Source organism: Thauera carbonicopians (genome assembly GCF_025699485.1).
GTDB lineage: Bacteria > Pseudomonadota > Gammaproteobacteria > Burkholderiales > Rhodocyclaceae > Thauera.
The window spans coordinates 1-18,167 of record NZ_JANUXN010000032.1 but is presented as its reverse complement, the minus strand read 5'-3'; the positions used below and the strand labels follow the sequence as shown (position 1 = coordinate 18,167).

Here is an 18,167-nt window from a genome sequence, read left to right as displayed (position 1 = left end):
GCGTCTGCGACTTCATCGTCATCGACCGCAAGGGACCCGGACACAACTGCGACGAGATCCAGCTCGAACGCCACGGCATCATCGCCGACCGGAACCCCTGACCGGAATCGCCGATTCACAGCGCCTGCAGACTCAGGCCAGCAAACGGAGCCGACGCCATGGATGATCTCGACGCCTTTGCCGGATGCCCGTATGCGGAATGTCCCGAGGGCTTCAACGCCGAAGAGTGGCGCGCCCGCGTCGATCTAGCTGCCTGCTACCGCCTCGCCGCCGCAAGAGGCTGGACAGACCTCATCTACACTCACATCTCGCTGCGCCTGCCGGGGCGCGGCGATATTTTCCTGATCAACGCCTTCGGCCAGACCTTCGACGAGATCACCGCTTCCAGCCTGCTGACGATCGACCTCGAAGGCCGCGTCACCGACGGCAGCGGCCGCAGCGCCAACCCGAGCGGCTTCGCCATCCACGGCGCGGTGCATCGCGCCCGCGCCGACGCCCACTGCGTGATCCACCTGCACACCGACGCCGGCATCGCCGTCTCCGCGCTGCGCGACGGACTGCTGCCGCTGTCCCAGCACGCGATGCGCTTCTGGCGCGACATCGGCTATCACGACTACCAGGGCCTGACTTTCGGCGCCGAAGAGCAGGCGCAGTTCATCGCCGAACTCGGCACACACCGCGCGATGATGCTGCGCAACCATGGCACCCTGACCTGCGGCCGCACGGTGGCCGAAGCCTTCGTGCTGATGGACACGCTGGACAAGGCCTGCCGCATCCAGCTCGCGGCGATGGCCGCCGGCGCGGTGGCGATGCCGCCCGACGAGGTGCTGGCGCGCACCCACGCACAGCTCACCGCCGACCCCGAGCCCGAAGGCGAACTGGAATGGCCGGCGCTGCTGCGCGGCCTGATGCGTGCGGACCCCGGCTTCACACGCTGAACACCAAGCCCTCATTCTTGTTCGAAAGGCATCCCCAGCCGGGATATCCTCCGGACAAGATGTCTCTCCCCGACCTACATCCACAGCAGGAGCACATCATGCCCACCATGCACATCGAACTGTTCGAAGGCCGCAGCCCGGAGAAGAAGCGCGAACTCGTCGAGGCGCTGACGAAGGAAACCTGCCGCGTGCTCGAATGCGAGCCCGGCGCGGTCGACATCATCCTGACCGACGTCAAGCGCGAGAACTGGGCGACCGGCGGCGTGATGTGGTCGGAACGCGACTGAACGAGAGGTTCGAACAGGCTGACGAGCACCATTACCGTCTCGATCGACGGGCGGCGCCGGCAACCCTGCTTTTCATATTTCGTGGAAGCGGCTTCGGCCGGGGACGCCGAGCCGGGGACGCCCAGCCGCGAACAAGGCTGCGATGCAGTTTCCAAGGCCGGTTTCGCGGCCCAGGCGCCCCCGGTTGAACGCTTCTACGGGGGCGCTGCCGATCGAGCTTCCTTACAGGAAGATGAACTTGGCGACGAAGAGCACGAACAGCACGTACAGCGCGGGCGAGATGCGATTGAACTGCCCGGTGCAGAACTTCAGCACGACGTAGCAGACGAAGCCGAGCGCGATGCCGTTGGCGATCGAGAAGGTCAGCGGCATCATCACCGCGGTGACGATTGCCGGAATGGTGTCGGTAAGGTCTTCCCACTCGATGTGGGCCAGCCCGGTGCTCATCAGCATCGCCACGTAGATCAGCGCGCCGGCGGTGGCATAACCCGGGATCATGCCGGCCAGCGGCGCGAAGAACATCGCCACCAGGAACAGCAGGCCGACGACGATCGCGGTCAGACCGGTACGCCCGCCCGCGGCCACGCCCGCGCAGCTCTCGACATAGCTCGTCACCGGCGGGCAGCCGACACAGGCGCCGAGCACGCTCGCCGTGCTGTCGACCCTCACCGCCTCGGACAATTTCTCGATGCTGCCGTCGGGCTTCTCCAGCTTGGCGCGGTGCGCCACCCCCATCAGCGTACCGGCGGTATCGAACAGATTCACGAACAGGAAGGCGAGGATGACGCTGATCATCGCCACGTCGAAGGCACCGGCCACGTCCATCGCCAGCAGCGTCGGCGCCAGGCTGGGCGGCATCGACACCACGCCGCCGTATTCGACGATGCCCGCGGTCCAGCCGAGGAAAGTGACCGTCAGGATGCTGATCAGGATCCCGCCGAACACGTTGAAGTGGCTCAGCACGCCGATCATCAGGAAGCACAGCCCGGCGAGCGCCGCCGGCAGCTCCAGCATCGAACCCATCGCCACCAGCGTGGCTTCGCTGGGCACGACGATGCCGGCGAGCTTGAGCCCGATCAGGCCGAGGAAGAGCCCGACGCCCGCCCCCATGGCGAAACGCAGGCTGCGCGGGATGCTGTCGAGCAGCCACTGGCGCAGGCCGGTGAAGCTGATCAGCATGAACAGCAGGCCGGACAGCAGCACCGCTCCCAGCGCCACTTCCCAGCTGTAGCCCATCTCGCCGACCACGGTGTAGGTGAAGAAGGCATTGAGCCCCATGCCCGGCGCCAGGCCGACCGGCCAGTTGGCGTAGAAGCCCATCAGCAGGCTGCTCAACGCCGAACCGATGCAGGTGGCGACGAAGGCGGCGCCGTGGTCCATGCCGGCGGCAGCCATGATCATCGGGTTGACGAAGATGATGTAGGCCATCGTGACGAAGGTCGTCAGGCCGGCGAACAGCTCGGTGCGCACGTTGGTGCCGTGCTCGGTCAGGCGGAAGCGGCGCTCCAGCCAGCTGTCGGGAAGAGCCGGGGTTGCGGGCTCGGCAGCCGTGGTCGAAGTCTGGGGTTGCATCAATGTCTCCTCGGTGCCGGCGGCAATTGCGCATCGGCTCTCGTTGGTGTTTTCTGGACGCCCGCTACGGCTGCGCTGCCTACCGGACATGCTCCGGCCGACGCCACCAATTTGTTAACAATTTTGGTGACGACGGCGTTCGCAGTCTAGGCAGCGTTCCCCCACCCCTTCCATACCGGATTCCTGATAATACTTATCAGGTTTTGCATATGAACCACTGAACATAGGGGCTGCAGCCCATTTCATGATCCGCAGCCTTCCTCCAGCCCCAACAGACGAGCGATCCCCGAATCGCCCTGCTGCGTGCCGCGGTCGAGCGACACCCGGCCCTCCAGGTGGCCGACATGCTCGATCATCAGCGCACGGGCACGGCCGGCATCGCCGGCAGCGATGGCATCGAGAATCTGTTCGTGGTCGTCGAGCATGCAGGCGGGCGGCGATTCCCGGCGATGGGCAAGCACGACCAGCGGCATGCGGGTCACGATCTCGTCGAGGAAGGACGCCAGCACGGTGTTGCCGACGGCATCGGCGAGCTGCAGATGGAAATCGACCGACAGTCGCAGTGCCTTGCGCACATCCTGGGCCTCGTAGGCCTGCCGCTCCTGCCGCACCAGCGCACGCAGGCGCGCGATGTCGGCGTCCTTCAGACGTTCGACCGCCAGTTCGACGATGGCCGCCTCGATGTAGCGGCGGGCGGTGAACAGGTCGCGTCCCTCAGCCGCGGACGGATGGGCGACGAATACGCCGCGATTGGGCGCATGCGTGACCAGGCGATAGATCTCCAGCCTGGCGAGCGCCTGGCGGACCACCGCACGATTCACGCCGAAGGCATCGGCGAGTGCCTGCTCCTTGAGCTGCAGGCCCGGCGGCAGGCGCTGGTCGAGCACCGCATTGCGCAGGGATTCGAACACGCGCTGGGTCTCTTCGGTCGACGGCGCCTTGCCGGCCCGGCGTGCCGCCCCTTCCTGCGTACTGCCCGCTTGCTCCGCCTCGCCCACCGCATCTCCTCCTGCGCACGCCCATTGCACGCGCTTGCTACGCGTGCCCGTTGCACGCGCCTGTTGCACGCGCCTACCTTGCCGCCGCAAGGGAAAGGATTATAACGAGATCGTGATTCCGCACATTTCGCTTTCGCCACCGCAGGCACTGCAGCGCTCCCGTGCGGCCGGCGCGCAAGCCGCGGCCAGACGTGCTTTCCGCCCCGGAATGCACGCTCCGATGCCTCCACGAGCGCCCATCAGGGGTCTCTGAAAATTGTTGACAATCATGTAATCAATCACCAAGATCGCATCGCTGCCGCGGCATGCCCCACCGGCACCGACAACGAACACAGGCATGGCACAGTGCAACCGCTTCCGCCTTTCGCGGGTCGACCTGCACAGCACATGCTCCACACTGGAGAAGACAATGGGCGCAGATGCAATCCGCTTTCTGCTCAATGGCGAGCCGGTCGAGGTCTCCGGCGTCGCCACCACCACCAGCCTGCTGAGCTGGCTGCGCATCCACGGCGGCCTGACCGGTACCAAGGAAGGTTGCGGCGAGGGCGACTGCGGCGCCTGTACCGTGGTCGTCGGCGAACTGAGCGGCGAGGGAGACGAGCTGCGGCTTCACAGCCTCAATGCCTGCATCCAGTTCGTGCCGGCACTCGACGGCAAGGCCGTGTTCACCGTCGAATACCTGCGCCGCCAGACCGGCGGCAGCCTGCATCCGGTGCAGCAGGCGATGGTCGACTGCCACGGCTCGCAATGCGGCTTCTGCACGCCCGGCTTCGTGATGTCGCTGTGGGATCTCTACAACGACTGCGTCCCGGCCGGCGAGCGCCCCGATGCCGCGCGCATCCGCAGCCAGCTGACCGGCAACCTGTGCCGCTGCACCGGCTACCGGCCGATCATCGAAGCCGGCGAGCGCATGTTCGAGCTGCCCAAACAGAACCTGGACCGCGAGGCCGTGCGCACCGCCCTGCTCGCGCTGCGCCGCAGCGCCGGCTTCGACTATGCCGCCGGCGAGCAGCATTTCCACGCCCCCCGCACGCTGGCCGAACTCGTCGCGCTGCGCAGCGGCAAGCCCGAGGCCACCCTGCTCGCCGGCTGTACCGACATCGGCCTGTGGGTGAACAAGCAGTTCCGCGACGTCGGCGACCTGATCCAGATCGGCCGGGTCGAGGAACTGCAACATGTCTGCGAGCAGGACGGCTTTCTGCGCATCGGCGCGGCAGTGTCGCTGAGCGATGCCTACGCTGCGCTGTGCCGGCACTATCCGGAACTGGGCGAGCTGTGGGAACGCTTCGCCTCGCTGCCGGTGCGCAATGCCGGCACGCTCGGCGGCAACATCGCCAACGGCTCGCCGATCGGCGATTCGGCGCCGGCGCTGATCGCCCTCGGCGCCCGCGTCGTGCTGCACGGCATGCAAGGCCGCCGCACGCTGCCGCTCGAAGCCTTCTACCTCGACTACATGAAGAAGGACCTCGCCGCAGACGAGATCGTCGAGGCGGTCGAAGTGCCCTTGCGCACGCCGGCGCTGCGCTTCCGCAGCTGGAAACTGTCGAAGCGCTTCGATTCCGACATCTCCGCCGTGTGCGCGGCCTTCGCCCTGCAGCTCGAAAACGGCGTCATCCGTGCCCCGCGCATCGCCTTCGGCGGCATGGCGGCGACCTCCCGGCGCGCCGCGCGCACCGAGGCGGCACTCGATGGCCGGCGCTGGGACGAAGCCGCGCTGGCCGACGCCCTGCAGGCGCTGGACCAGGACTACGCACCGCTCGGCGACCTGCGCGCCAGCGCCGGCTACCGCCGCCGCGCGGCTGCCAACCTGCTGCGCCGCTTCCACCTCGAGACCCGCGCCGAAGCACCGCTCGACACCCGGCAGACGCGCGTGTTCGCCGCCTTCGACACCTTCGCTGCCCAGCCCTGAGGCCGTCCGATGAAAGCCGAAACTCTCCCCCAGGAAGCGCAGGCCATCCCAGCCGCGCACCACGGCCACCCGCACGAATCGGCCCACCTGCACGTCAGCGGCGAAGCCACTTATGTAGACGACATCCGCGAACTCGCCGGCACGGCCCATGCCGCGCTGGGCCTGTCGTCCCAGGCCCATGCGCGCATCGTCTCGCTCGGCCTCGACGCGGTGCGGATCATGCCGGGCGTCATCGCGGTGCTCACCGCCGCCGACATACCCGGCAGCAACGACTGCGGACCGATCATCCACGACGATCCCATCCTTGCCGACGGCGTCGTGCACTACGTCGGCCAGCCGATCTTCGCCGTGATCGCGCAGACTCACGAACTCGCGCGCCGCGCCGCCCGCCGCGCCGAAGTGGTCTACGAGCCGCTGCCCGCCGTGCTCGATCCGCTGCAGGCAACGCAGCAGAACAGCCTCGTGCTGCCGCCGATGCAGCTGGTGCGCGGCGAACCCGCCGCCCGCCTCGCCGCCGCGCCGCACCGGCTCGCCGGCAAGTGGCAGGTCGGCGGCCAGGAACAGTTCTACCTCGAAGGCCAGATCTCGTATGCCGCGCCGCGCGAGGACGGCTGCATCCATCTGTGGTGCTCCACCCAGCACCCCACCGAGATGCAGCACGTCGTCGGCCATGCGCTGGGCCTGGCGGCGAACCAGGTCGTCGTCGAGATGCGGCGCATGGGCGGCGGCTTCGGCGGCAAGGAATCGCAGTCGGCATTGTTCGCCTGCGTCGCCGCGCTGGCCGCCTGGCGCCTGCGCCGCCCGGTCAAGCTGCGCCCCGACCGCGACGACGACATGATGATCACCGGCAAGCGCCACGACTTCCACTACGACTATGAAGTCGGCTTCGACGACGACGGCCGCATCCTCGCCGCCCGCATCGAGATGACCGCGCGGGCCGGCTTCTCGGCCGACCTGTCGGGGCCGGTGGCGACGCGCGCGATCTGCCACTTCGACAACACCTACTACCTGTCCGACGTCGATATCCGCGCGCTCTGCGCCCGCACCAACACCCAGTCGAACACCGCCTTCCGCGGCTTCGGCGGACCGCAGGGGGCACTCGCGATCGAGTACATCATCGACAGCATCGCCCGCGAAGTCGGCCGCGACCCACTCGACGTGCGCAAGCTGAATTTCTACGGTGACGAGGGCCGCGACCTCACGCCCTACGGCCAGCGCGTCGAGGACAACGTGATCCACGAACTGGTGGCCGAACTCGAAGCCAGCAGCAACTACCGCGAACGCCGGCGCGAGATCGCCACCTTCAACGCGACCAGCCCGGTGCTGAAGAAGGGCCTGGCGCTGACGCCGCTGAAGTTCGGCATCTCCTTCAACGTCGCCCACTTCAACCAGGCCGGCGCGCTGGTCCACATCTACACCGACGGCTCGGTGCTGGTGAACCACGGCGGCACCGAGATGGGCCAGGGCCTCAACACCAAGGTCTGCCAAGTCGTCGCCAACGAGCTCGGCATCCCGCTGGCGCAGGTGCGCGCCACCGCCGCCGACACCAGCAAGGTCGCCAACACCTCGGCCACCGCCGCCTCCACCGGCGCCGACCTCAACGGCAAGGCGGCCGAGGATGCCGCCCGCCGCATTCGCCTGCGCCTGGCCGAGTTCGCCGCCAACACATACGGAGGCGGGAGTATCGATGCCGACGCGGTGCGCTTCAACAACGGCCAGGTGGAAATCGGCGAGACCACATTGCCCTTTACCGAACTGGTGGTACGCGCTTACGAGGCCCGCGTGCAACTGTGGTCGGAAGGCTTCTACGCGACGCCCGGGCTGAGCTGGGATCGCAATACCCTGACCGGCCGCCCCTTCTACTACTTCGCCTACGGCGCCGCGGTGTCCGAGGTGCTGGTCGACACCCTGACCGGCGAATGGCGGCTGCAACGCGCCGACTTGCTGCACGACGCCGGCAACTCGATCAATCCGGCGATCGACATCGGCCAGGTCGAAGGTGCCTTCATCCAGGGCATGGGCTGGCTGACGACCGAAGAGCTGTGGTGGAACAAGGACGGCCGGCTGATGACGCACGCGCCCTCGACCTACAAGATCCCCGCCACCCACGACTGCCCGGCCGAGTTCCACACCCGGCTGTTCCAGAACCACAACCACGAAGACACCATCCTGCGCTCGAAGGCCGTCGGCGAGCCGCCGCTGCTGCTGCCCTTCTCGGTGCTGCTGGCGATCCGCGACGCCATTGCCGCGGCCGGCGACGGCCGGACCAATCCGCCGCTGCGCGCGCCGGCGACGCCCGAGGCGATCCTCGACGCTGTCGAGGCGGTGCAGGCAGCCTGCAGCAAGGAGATCCAGCCATGACACCCTGGATCGAACGGCTCGCGCAGTCGGTGGCCAATGGGATCCCGGCCGTGCTGGTGACCGTCGCCGCCGCCCGCGGCTCGACGCCGCGCGCACCCGGCACCCGCATGATCGTCGACGCCGATGCCTGCCACGGCACCATCGGCGGCGGCCAGCTCGAACTGCGCGCGATCGCCCTCGCCCGCCAGTTCCTGACCGACGGCGCCGAGCTGCCCAGCCTGGTGCGCTTCCCGCTCGGCGCCAGCGTCGGCCAGTGCTGCGGCGGTGTGATGCAGCTCACCTTCGAGCCGGTCGGCTCAGCGCAGCGCGAATGGGTCGAAGCAGCGCGGACACGCACTGCCGCAGGGCGCCCCTGGGGCCGCCTCGTCTCCCTGACCGATGGCAGCGTCCGTGTGTTCGGCGAAGAATCGGCCGAGCTGCTCGGCGATGCACGGCTCACCGAGCGCGCCCGCAGCCTGCTCGCCGGCACTGCCGACAGCGCCGCACTGCTGGCGGGCGAAACCGTTGGCCGCGCCGAAACGCTGCTCGACGTCAGCCTGCCGCCGGAGCTTCAGGTCGTGCTGTTCGGTGCCGGCCACGTCGGCCGTGCGCTTGCCGACGTCTTCGGCCGCCTGCCGATGCGGGTGCGCTGGGTCGATAGCCGCGAAGAGGAATTCCCCGCCACGGTCGCGGACAACGTCGAAGTGTGCTGCACCGACGTCCCCGAAGCCGAAGTGCGCGCAGCCCCGGCCGATGCCGTCTTCCTGGTGCTGACCCACAGCCACGCGCTCGATTTCGACCTGGTGCGCGCCATCCTCGACCGCGGCGACTTCCGCTTCTGCGGCCTGATCGGCTCGCAGAGCAAGCGGACCAGCTTCGAGCAGCGCCTGCGCGCACGCGGTTACGGCGAACAGGCGATCGCCCGCCTGCACTGCCCGATCGGCGCCCCCGGCCTCGCCTGCAAGGAGCCCGAAGTCATCGCCATCGCAATCGCCGCCGAGGTGCTGCAGCTGCGCGGCGCTTCGCTCGCCGCACGTCCCGTACAGCGCCACCGCGCGGCATGACGACGACACTCGTCCCTCCTGCCGCCCCGTTCCGAACGCCTTTCCGAGTCTGCCCGACATGAACTCTGCCGACCTGCACGCCGTCCGCGGCGAGATCCTGCACTTCCTCGCCGACCCCGCCAGCCACGGCGAGGCCGCCATCGAACACTTCGCCGACGGCCTGCTGCTGATTCGGGACGGCCACGTCGCCGAAATCGGCCCCGCCGCCGAACTGCTCGCCCGCCTGCCGGTCGACGTACCGCTGACCGACTACCGCGGCAAGCTGATCATGCCCGGCTTCGTCGACACCCACATCCACTACACCCAGACCGACATCATCGCCAGCCATGGCGAGCAGTTGCTGGCCTGGCTGGAGAAATACACCTTCCCCGCCGAAGCCCGCTTCGCCGATCCGGAACACGCGCAGGCCGTCGCCGAATTCTTCTGCGACGAGTTGCTGCGCAACGGCACCACCACCGCCCTTGCCTTCGCCACCGTGCATGCAAGCTCGGTCGACGCGCTGTTCGAAGCCGCGCTGACGCGGCGCATGCGGATGATCTCGGGCAAGGTGATGATGGATCGCCACTGCCCGGACTTCCTGCGCGATACCGCCGAAAGCGGCTACGCCGAATCGAAAGCCCTGATCGAACGCTGGCACGGCCGCGGCCGCCTGCAGTACGCCGTCACGCCGCGCTTCGCCGCGACCTCGACCCCCGAGCAGATGACACTCGCCGGCCGCCTGTACGCCGAGCATCCCGGGCTATACCTGCAGTCCCACGTCGCCGAGAACCAGGGCGAAGTCGCCTGGGTCGCCGAACTCTACCCCGAGGCGCGCAGCTACCTGGACGTCTACGACCGCTTCGGCCAGCTCGGCAAGCGCGCGGTCTACGCCCACTGCATCTGGCTGGACGACACCGACCGCCAGCGCATGGCCGACACCGGCAGCGCGATCAGCTTCTGCCCAACCTCCAACCTCTTCCTCGGCTCCGGCCTGTTCGACCTCGACCGCGCGCGCGAAATGGGCCTGCGCGTCGGCATCGGCACCGACGTCGGCGCCGGCACCAGCTTCTCGATGCTGCAGACGCTGAACGAGGCCTACAAGGTGCTGCAGCTCAAAAGCCAGAAACTGTCGGCCGCGAGCGCCTTCCACCTCGCCACCCTGGGCGGCGCGCACAGCCTCTATCTGGACGACAGAATCGGCAACTTCCTGCCCGGCAAGGAAGCCGACTTCGTCGTCCTCGACCCGGCTGCGACGCCGCTGCTGGCGCGGCGCATGCAGGCCGCGCAGACGCTGGATGAGCGCCTGTTCGTGCTGATGATGCTGGGCGACGATCGAACCGTCGCAGCAACTCACGTACTCGGCAAGCCTGCCTGGCAGCGCCCCGGTTGAGCTGGAAGGGGCCGACGGAAAAGCTGAACTGACCTTGCGCCCTGCAAGCACGTCGCCGCAGGGTTAAACTCCGTCTGTCGCGCACCCTGCCGAGAGCCGATCATGGTCCTGCCCCAACCCGCTCCCCGCTTCGAACGCCAAGACTTCCTTGTCTGGGAATCGGAACAGGAAATCAAGCACGAATACGTTGCTGGCGAGGTTTTTGCGCAAGCCGGAGCCCGCCAGGTTCACGTCCTCGTTGCCGGCAACTGCTACGCTGCACTTCACCAGCGTCTGCGCGGCAGCCCCTGCCGTCCGTACATTGCAGACATGCAACTCGAAGTGGAGCGCGCCGACGCAGTGTATTACCCCGACGTGATGGTCAGCTGCCACCCCGAAGACCTCGCTGCCGATCGTGTGCTGCACCATCCTCGTGTGATCATCGAAGTGCTCAGCGACAGCACCGCCGCCTACGACCGCGGACAGAAATTCGCCGCCTATCGCCTGCTCGACAGCCTGCAGGAATACGTGCTGGTCGATGCCGATCGCCGCAGCCTGGAGATCTTCCGCCGCCTGCCGTCCGGCGATTGGCTGCTCGCCACCCACGACAGCGCACGGGCGCTGGTGCTGGCTTCGCTGGAACTGGAAATCGGGCTGGACGAAGTGTTCGAGGGACTCGACCGCGAACCGGTCACGGCTTCAACCGGTAGCCCGTCCTGAACATCCACATCACGATGGCGATGAACACCAGCAGCGCCATACCGGGTGACGTGTCAGCAACTTCGATTTCTTGCAGTAGGCGCCCGATCAGATGATGGCCTGCAAACCCTTGTCGGCAATGATGTTCAGTAGCTTGAGTGCCGGGCCAGTGGGGTGGGTTTCGCCTTGTTCCCACTTGCGCACAGTCGATGCCGACGTATGCAGATGAAGTGCAAACACCGGCTGGCTGAACTTCAATCCTTCGCGCAGGCGCTTGATGTCAGCCGGGCCAAACTCCCGCACCGGCGGTGGGCAGATCGCGTCGAACTCGCGCATCGTCACCTTGCTGATCGCTCCGGCTTCATGGAGCTCAGCCAGGTCGCCACGCAGCGATTCAATGATCTTGCTCACAATGCATCTCCACTAAAACACCTGACTTCAATGCCTGCGACAAGGCTTGACCAGATAGTTCCAGAAACACCTTGCCGGCAAATTGGAGCGCCCTCTTCTCGTCCTGGGTGATGTTCGCCTTGTCGCTCTTGGGGAAACCATGCAGGAACACATAGCGGTCCCCCATCCTGGCCGACAGCAACGTGCGATAGCCACCGCTCTTGCCGCCACCTGGGCGGGCCACCCGCTTCTTGTAGAGGAAGCCATCCAAGTCGGCGTCGATCAGACCGTTCTCCATTTCCTTGACCGCCTTGCACAAGGCGGCATCAGGCAACTTCTCTCCCGCCTGCCACCGTGCGAAGTCCTTCCGTTTGAGGATGTGCGTCATCTCGACCTCCAGACTATACCCGAAACGGGTACACTTTTACGCCTCGTCGTGGTACCGCCCCAGAAGGAGCTGCTCGCCACCCACGACAGCGCGCGGGCGCTGGTGCTGGCTTCGCTGGAACTGGAGATCGGGCTGGACGAAGTGTTCGAAGGCGTCGACGCCGCCGCGTCCGTCACGGCTTCAGCCGGTAGCCCGTCCTGAACATCCACATCACGATGACGATGAACACCGCCAGGAACAGCAGCGCCATGCCGATGCTGACACCGACGGCGACGTCGGCGCTGCCGTAGAAGCTCCAGCGGAAGCCGCTGACCAGGTACACCACCGGGTTGAACAGGCTCACCGTCCGCCACAGCGGCGGCAGCATGTCGATGGAGTAGAAGCTGCCGCCGAGGAAGGTCAGCGGCGTGATGACGAGTAGCGGCACCAGTTGCAGCTTCTCGAAGTTGTCCGCCCAGATGCCGAGGATGAAGCCCAGCAGGCTGAAGGTCAGCGCGGTCAGCACGAGGAAGAACAGCATCCACAGCGGATGCTCGATGCGCAGCGGCACGAACAGCGTGGCGGTGGCGAGGATGATCAGGCTCAGCATGATCGCCTTGGTGGCGGCCGCGCCGACGTAGCTGGCGACGATCTCGAAATGCGATATCGGCGCCGACAGCACTTCGTAGATGGTGCGCGAGAACTTCGGGAAGAAGATCGCGAAAGTGGCGTTCGACACGCTCTGCGTCAGCAGGTTGAGCATGATCAGGCCGGGCACGATGAAGGCGCCGTAGCTGACGCCCTCGACTTCCGGAATGTAGCCGCCGATCGCCGAGCCGAAGACGACGAAGTACAGCGAGGTGGAAATCACCGGCGCCATCACGCTCTGCAGCAGCGTGCGGCGGGTGCGGGCCATCTCGAAGTGGTAAATGGCGCGAACGGCCTGCCAGTTCATCCTTGTCCTCCCCTCTGGTTCTGCCCGCGCTCGCTGACCAGGCCGACGAAGATGTCTTCCAGCGAACGCTGCTCGGTATGCAGGTCGGCAAAGCCGATGCCCGCGCTGCCCAGGTCGTGCAGCAGCTCGGCGATGGCGGTGTCCTGCCCGCCGCCTTCGCCTTCGTAGTGATACACCAGCTCGCTGCCGCCCTTGCCCAGCACCAGGCCGTAGCGCGCCAGCGCGGGCGGAATCTCCGCCAGCGGCGCGGCCAGCTGCAGCGTCAGGCGCTTGCCGCCGAACTTGCGCATCAGCGTGTCCTTGTCCTCGACCAGGATCAGCTCGCCCTTGCTGACCACGCCCACGCGGTCGGCCATTTCCTCGGCTTCCTCGATGTAGTGGGTGGTCAGGATCACGGTGACGCCGGCGTCGCGCAGGCGGCGCACCAGTTGCCACATGTCGTGGCGCAGTTCGACGTCCACGCCGGCGGTCGGCTCGTCGAGGAACAGGATCTGCGGTTCGTGCGACAACGCCTTGGCGATCAGCACCCGCCGCTTCATGCCGCCGGACAGCGACACCAAGCGGGCGTCCTTCTTGCTCCACAGCGACAGCGCCTTCAGCACTTCCTCGATGTAGGCCGGGTTCGCCGGCTTGCCGAACAGGCCGCGGCTGAAGCTGACGGTGTTCCACACCGACTCGAAGGCATCGGTGGTCAGCTCCTGCGGTACCAGGCCGATCATCGCCCGTGCGGCGCGGTAGTCGCGGATGATGTCGTGGCCGCCCACCGTCACCCGCCCGGCAGTCGGGTTGACCAGGCCGCAGACGATGCTGATCAGCGTGGTCTTGCCGGCGCCGTTGGGCCCCAGCAGGGCGAATATCTCACCGCGCCGGATGTCCAGGTCCACCCCTTTCAGCGCGGCGAAGCCGCCGGCGTAGGTCTTGGAAAGTCCGGCAATGGAAATGATGTGCTGCATGCCCGGCCCGCCGCTCACATCGCCGGCACGATGATGGCCACGCGGCGGTTCTGCGCACGCCCGTCCGCGGTGGCATTGTCGGCGATCGGGCGCATGCTGCCGAAACTGCGGCGGACGATGTTGTCGTGAGGCAGGCCGTGGCGCGCAAGCTCGCGTGCGACGGCGCCGGCCCGCCGCTCCGCCAGCGCCATGTTGTAGTCGGGCGTGCCGGTGTTGTCGGTATGGCCTTCGACGCGCACGGCATCGATGCCGATGCTCTGCAGCGTGTCGACGACGCGTTCGATGATGGCCGACGCCTCGTTCGAGATCTGGTCGGTATCGCTCTTGAACAGGATGCTGCCATTCAGGCTCCGGCCCCAGCCATCCTCCATTTCGACGAACCCCATGCGCTCGAGCGCGGCGATCTGCTTGGCGCTGAGGCCGTACTTGTTGGGCGTCGTCTGGCAGGCCGCAAGCAGCAATGCTGCCGCCAGCGCCAGGAAGCATCGGACCAGGAAACCGCCTGGGCCGGAGCGGACAATGGGGTGATTCATTCGCTTGACTCTCCGTGATTGAGGCGACGACGGGTGGCGGAGCCGAAGATCCGGAACTGCCCGCGCCCGTTCTGTTTCGCGGCGTACATGGCCTGATCCGCTGCGGTGAGGAGTTGATCCGCAGTCCGCGCATGCTCGGGGTACAGGGCGATACCTATGCTGACGGCAGGCGCCACCCGTGCTTCGCCGATTTCGAACGGCGCTGCCATCGCCGCCAGGATCTTGTCGGCCACCAGGACGGCATCATCGACGTCGCGCACCGAATCCAGCAATACCGTGAACTCGTCGCCGCCCAGGCGGGCGACGAGGTCGGTGTCGCGGATGCAGTTGCGGATGCGATCTGCGACTTCCACCAGCAGCGCATCGCCGGCGGCATGGCCGTACTGGTCATTGACCTGCTTGAAGCGGTCGTTGTCCAGGTACAGCACGCCGACCTTGCCGTCCGAGTCACAGGCTTCGTCCAGCGCCTTCTCCAGCCGTTCGGTGAAGCCGCGCCGGTTGGCCAGACCGGTCAGGCCATCGCGCAGCGCAAGCCGGGACAAGGTCTGGTTCGCCACTTCCAGGCTGGACTGGCGCGCGATCAGTTCGACGTTGCGGGCATGGAGTTCGGCGAACAAGGCGTTGAAGTCCTTGCCGAGCTGGTCGAATTCGACGATGTCCAGCGGCGGCACGCGGCGGTTGAAGTCCTGCTGCAGCCGGGCACCGTGGGTGGCCGAGGCGAGCGCCTCGAGCTGAGCGGTGATGCGCTGCGACATCCGCCCCGCCAGGCGGCTCGCGGCATAAAAGAACAGCGCGATGCTGCCCAGGCCGATGCCGACGGCCTGCAGCGTGTAGATGATGAAGCGCGCACCGTTGCCATGCACCACCACGTTGCCGATGTGCTTGCTGCCGGAGCGGATCTCGGCAGCGATGGGTTCGGGGAAAAGCAGGCGCCCGACAGCTTCGTCAAAATGACCGAGCATGCCGTTGCCGCGGTATCGGTGCCTGGCCAGCGTGCGCCCGTCCACCGTGCTGACGCTGGCCTCCCTGAGCTGTTCGCGCTCGGCGATCTGCAGCAGGATCTCGGCAGCCGTCCGCTGGTCCTCGAAGAGGACGGCAGCCTCGGCGGAGTAGGCGATGGTGCGCGCGACGAGCTGCAGATGCTGCTCGAGCTGCGCCCTCAGCGTGATCAGGGTCAGAACGAACAGCGCCATGCCGGCCAGCGTGATCGCCAGCACGGTCGAATCGGTGTACATCCGGCGCAAGGCCTGGAAAAGAGTGGTCCGTTTGATGCTCGTCATGGCTGGCTCGGCAACTGCTCGGTCAGCCGCAGGACTTGGGGATTGACGCGCAGCCCGCTGCGGGAGATGGCATCGAGGTTGGCCGCGAAGCTCTTCCTGTCGGGACGATCGTCCAGGCAGAACATGCCGCCGAAGGAACAGAAGTCGTGTTCTTCGCCGATCGTGAGCACAGGCCGGCCGGTGAGCATCTTGATCAGTGAGGTCAGGTGTTCCGGCGACAGCCTGCCGACGTACAACACGTCGCAGTGCTCCGCGGCTTCCTCTGCGGTGACCGCCTCATGCACGTCGACACCGTACTCCGGCCTGTGTCCATCTGCACCGTGCAGCGTGCCGCCATGCTCGCTGCCGCCGATGAGACAGAACCGCAAGGGCTGGGGCGGCTCGGGCCAGCGCGTGTAGCCGATGATTCCCCACACGATGGCGGCGGCACTCAGTTGCCGGCCTGCCGACGCTTCCGGCTCGTCCTGGGCATGGACGCACCAGCCACTGCTCGCGAGCGGCACGGCCACCAGGCAGTAGATGATCAGCTTGCGTAACATGTTGGTGTTTCCATCGGAAGTCGACCGCCAGGTGGCCACGTCGGGCATCAGCGGCGGTTCCGGACCTCGGTGCAAACCAGCATGTGCCGGCCGTGATTCTAGCCCGAAGCGCCCCTGCGGTCGCGGCAAACGCGATTCCACGAGCATCGAGGATGGAAGCGGATGCACTTTTTCCGGAAGCTGCAGGCGCGATGCAGCGGGCCCGTACGCGGGCCCGTCAACCCAGCGTCGCCGTCGCCAGCTTGGCGCCGAAGCCGATGAACACGCCGCCCACGCCTGCGGTGGCACCGGCCGCCGCGCGGCGATGGCGGCGGAAGTGGGCCGCGAGCCTGGCGCCCGAGAAGATCAGCACCGACAGATAGAGCACGCTGCAGATCTGCACGATGACGCCGAGGATCACGAAGGACAGCCCCGGGTGGGCATAGGCCGGATCGACGAACTGGATGAAGAAGGAAACGAAGAACAGGATGGCCTTCGGATTCATCAGGCTGATGATCAGCGCGGTGCGGAAAGGATGCGGCGTGCCGCTCACCTGGGGATGGCCGGTCACGGCCTCGGCTTGGTCGCCGCGCCGCCAGGCGGCCAGGCTGGCGCGCAGCAGGCCGATCCCCACCCAGGCCAGGTAGGCCGCGCCGGCATACTTGATCGCCATGAACAGCTCGGGCGTGGCACGCAGCAGCGAAGCCATGCCCAGCACGGCGAGCAGCATCAGGATGGTGTCGCCGACGAAGATGCCGAGGGCGCCGCGATAGCCCGCTGCCACACCCCAGCGCGAAGCCGTCGCCATGACGTAGAGCGAGTTCGGGCCGGGCAGCAGCACGATGAAGATGGTGCCGAGGATGAAGGTGCTCAGGTCGGTGATGCCGTAAAACATGGCCGCATTCGCAGGCAGATGGGAGGCCCGTCACTTTGCCATGCAACTCGCCGTCGAGCCAGCAAGACGCGCTTGCCCTTCAGCGGCGCACGGCGACGAATTCGAGCGGCGCATCCACGCTGCCGCCGCGCTGGATCTGCAGCCGCACGTGCAGGGCATCGCCATCGACCCAGGCCTCATAGTGCTGCACCATGCCCTGCACCGCCTCGCCGCCGGCAATGGACTCGGCGCGGGTGGCGAAGCGCAGCCGGCCGTCGCGCCAGTCCGCCTGTTCGATCAGGCGCGGAACACCGAGGAAGCTTGCGCTGCCCTCGACCGTGTCGCCGTCCGCGACGAGATCGAAGCGCTCCCGCAGCTCGACGTTCCACGGGTAGCTCACGTCCGCCTCCCACACCCCCTGCATCGCTTGCAGGCCCGGGGCGGAAGATCCGCTCCACAGCCAGGCCGCGGCAAGCATGCCGGCCAGCGCGGCAGCCGCCGCCATCCCCGGCCACCAGCGCCGCCGGCGTGGCGCCGGGACGGCCAGCCACTGCTCGAGGGCGGCATGCAGCCGCTGCAGGTCGGCCGCCCACGACGCATCGCCGAGCGACAGCGCATGGCGGTTCGCCAGCCCGCGCAGCGACGGCGGCAATGCCTCCACCGCCGGCATCTTCGCGCCCCCCACCAGGACCGGCACCACCGGCTTGCCGGAAGCCAGCGCACACTCGATTTCGCGCCGCACGTAATCGTCGGCGCGGTCCAGCCTGCGCTCGCCGTCCCGGCTGGCAGCAAGCCAGCCCGGACCGATGACCACCAGCACGGCCTCGACCTGCCGCAGGCTGTGCTCGATGGCGATCTCGAAATCGGCGCCGGGCCGGATGTCGTCGACGTCGCGGAACACGCTGCCGACGCCCAGGCGCTGCTCGAGCGCATCGGTCAGCCGGCCGGCGAAGCCGGCGCTGTCCTCACGGCGATAGGAAACGAACAGGCTGGACACGGGCGTTCAGCGGAAGTGGGCCACGCTTGCATTCAAGCACGCGGATGGAAGGCCGGCCACCTCCGGCTGCATCTTGTATCTTTAAACCAGACCCGCGCGGTAGAGTTTGACTGCCGTATAGGCAGTCAAACCGGCCGGTGCAGCT

General features: G+C 67.2%; 19 protein-coding genes and 1 pseudogene. 9 read left to right on the top strand and 11 right to left on the bottom strand.

Going from position 1 to position 18,167, the window contains the following annotated elements; genetic code table 11:
* The 3 genes and pseudogenes from NX068_RS20810 to NX068_RS20800 all read left to right on the top strand — a co-directional run.
* A pseudogene (locus NX068_RS20810) lies at positions 1-101 on the top strand (ureidoglycolate lyase); the annotation flags it as partial.
* Between the two features lie 57 nt (positions 102-158).
* The gene (locus NX068_RS20805; RefSeq protein WP_263463151.1) at positions 159-938 is read left to right on the top strand and encodes a class II aldolase/adducin family protein; all 780 of its coding nucleotides are present in this window, start codon (positions 159-161) and stop codon (positions 936-938) included.
* A 98-nt stretch (positions 939-1,036) separates the two neighbouring features.
* Positions 1,037-1,225 (top strand): 4-oxalocrotonate tautomerase, encoded by a 189-nt coding sequence (locus NX068_RS20800; RefSeq protein ID WP_327084838.1) that lies wholly within the window; start codon positions 1,037-1,039, stop codon positions 1,223-1,225.
* A 222-nt stretch (positions 1,226-1,447) separates the two neighbouring features.
* Here the strand turns inward: NX068_RS20800 and NX068_RS20795 are convergent, their stop codons facing one another.
* Positions 1,448-2,797 (bottom strand): NCS2 family permease, encoded by a 1,350-nt coding sequence (locus NX068_RS20795; protein WP_263463149.1) that lies wholly within the window; start codon positions 2,795-2,797, stop codon positions 1,448-1,450.
* Positions 2,798-3,039: 242 nt separating this feature from the next.
* A complete protein-coding gene (locus NX068_RS20790) occupies positions 3,040-3,795 on the bottom strand; it encodes a GntR family transcriptional regulator (RefSeq protein WP_263463148.1) in 756 nt (251 codons plus the stop codon).
* 409 nt (positions 3,796-4,204) lie between these two features.
* Here NX068_RS20790 and xdhA point away from each other — a divergent pair, with 409 nt between their 5' ends.
* The 5 genes from xdhA (at position 4,205) to NX068_RS20765 (ending at position 11,176) form a co-directional block, all read left to right on the top strand.
* Positions 4,205-5,704, top strand: coding sequence for a xanthine dehydrogenase small subunit (xdhA, locus tag NX068_RS20785; RefSeq protein WP_263463147.1), 1,500 nt, complete (start codon positions 4,205-4,207; stop codon positions 5,702-5,704).
* 9 nt (positions 5,705-5,713) lie between these two features.
* The gene (gene xdhB, locus NX068_RS20780; RefSeq protein WP_263463146.1) at positions 5,714-8,065 is read left to right on the top strand and encodes a xanthine dehydrogenase molybdopterin binding subunit; all 2,352 of its coding nucleotides are present in this window, start codon (positions 5,714-5,716) and stop codon (positions 8,063-8,065) included.
* A complete protein-coding gene (gene xdhC / locus NX068_RS20775; RefSeq protein ID WP_263463145.1) occupies positions 8,062-9,108 on the top strand; it encodes a xanthine dehydrogenase accessory protein XdhC in 1,047 nt (348 codons plus the stop codon). The genes xdhB and xdhC overlap by 4 nt, the downstream gene beginning before the upstream one ends.
* Before the next feature lie 58 nt (positions 9,109-9,166).
* On the top strand, positions 9,167-10,477 hold the full coding sequence (guaD, locus tag NX068_RS20770; protein ID WP_263463144.1) for a guanine deaminase: 1,311 nt from the start codon (positions 9,167-9,169) through the stop codon (positions 10,475-10,477).
* A 102-nt stretch (positions 10,478-10,579) separates the two neighbouring features.
* On the top strand, positions 10,580-11,176 hold the full coding sequence (locus NX068_RS20765; protein WP_263463143.1) for a Uma2 family endonuclease: 597 nt from the start codon (positions 10,580-10,582) through the stop codon (positions 11,174-11,176).
* A gap of 87 nt (positions 11,177-11,263) precedes the next feature.
* Here NX068_RS20765 and NX068_RS20760 read toward each other — a convergent pair whose 3' ends face one another.
* Positions 11,264-11,566: a helix-turn-helix domain-containing protein gene (locus tag NX068_RS20760; RefSeq protein WP_263463142.1), complete on the bottom strand. Its 303-nt coding sequence runs from the start codon at positions 11,564-11,566 to the stop codon at positions 11,264-11,266.
* A complete protein-coding gene (locus tag NX068_RS20755; RefSeq protein ID WP_263463141.1) occupies positions 11,550-11,933 on the bottom strand; it encodes a type II toxin-antitoxin system RelE/ParE family toxin in 384 nt (127 codons plus the stop codon). Before NX068_RS20755 ends, NX068_RS20760 begins: the two co-directional genes overlap by 17 nt.
* Before the next feature lie 48 nt (positions 11,934-11,981).
* On the opposite strand from NX068_RS20755, the gene NX068_RS20750 reads away from it, so the two are divergent.
* Positions 11,982-12,134: a hypothetical protein gene (locus NX068_RS20750; protein WP_263463140.1), complete on the top strand. Its 153-nt coding sequence runs from the start codon at positions 11,982-11,984 to the stop codon at positions 12,132-12,134.
* On the opposite strand, the gene NX068_RS20745 is transcribed toward NX068_RS20750, so the two are convergent.
* From NX068_RS20745 to NX068_RS20715, 7 genes are all read right to left on the bottom strand, one after another.
* A complete protein-coding gene (locus NX068_RS20745) occupies positions 12,106-12,867 on the bottom strand; it encodes an ABC transporter permease (RefSeq protein ID WP_263463139.1) in 762 nt (253 codons plus the stop codon). The genes NX068_RS20750 and NX068_RS20745 overlap by 29 nt on opposite strands.
* A complete protein-coding gene (locus NX068_RS20740) occupies positions 12,864-13,820 on the bottom strand; it encodes an ABC transporter ATP-binding protein (RefSeq protein ID WP_263463138.1) in 957 nt (318 codons plus the stop codon). Before NX068_RS20740 ends, NX068_RS20745 begins: the two co-directional genes overlap by 4 nt.
* Positions 13,821-13,834: 14 nt before the next feature.
* Complete coding sequence (yfiB, locus tag NX068_RS20735) at positions 13,835-14,353, bottom strand: outer membrane lipoprotein YfiB (protein ID WP_263463137.1); 519 nt, start codon at positions 14,351-14,353, stop codon at positions 13,835-13,837.
* Complete coding sequence (gene dgcN / locus NX068_RS20730; RefSeq protein ID WP_263463136.1) at positions 14,350-15,633, bottom strand: diguanylate cyclase DgcN/YfiN; 1,284 nt, start codon at positions 15,631-15,633, stop codon at positions 14,350-14,352. Before dgcN ends, yfiB begins: the two co-directional genes overlap by 4 nt.
* On the bottom strand, positions 15,630-16,220 hold the full coding sequence (yfiR, locus tag NX068_RS20725) for a regulatory sequestration protein YfiR (protein WP_263463135.1): 591 nt from the start codon (positions 16,218-16,220) through the stop codon (positions 15,630-15,632). The genes dgcN and yfiR overlap by 4 nt, the downstream gene beginning before the upstream one ends.
* A gap of 169 nt (positions 16,221-16,389) precedes the next feature.
* Positions 16,390-17,046, bottom strand: coding sequence for a leucine efflux protein LeuE (gene leuE, locus NX068_RS20720; RefSeq protein ID WP_263463134.1), 657 nt, complete (start codon positions 17,044-17,046; stop codon positions 16,390-16,392).
* Between the two features lie 79 nt (positions 17,047-17,125).
* A complete protein-coding gene (locus tag NX068_RS20715; RefSeq protein WP_263463133.1) occupies positions 17,126-18,022 on the bottom strand; it encodes a toll/interleukin-1 receptor domain-containing protein in 897 nt (298 codons plus the stop codon).
* Positions 18,023-18,167 lie beyond the last annotated feature (145 nt).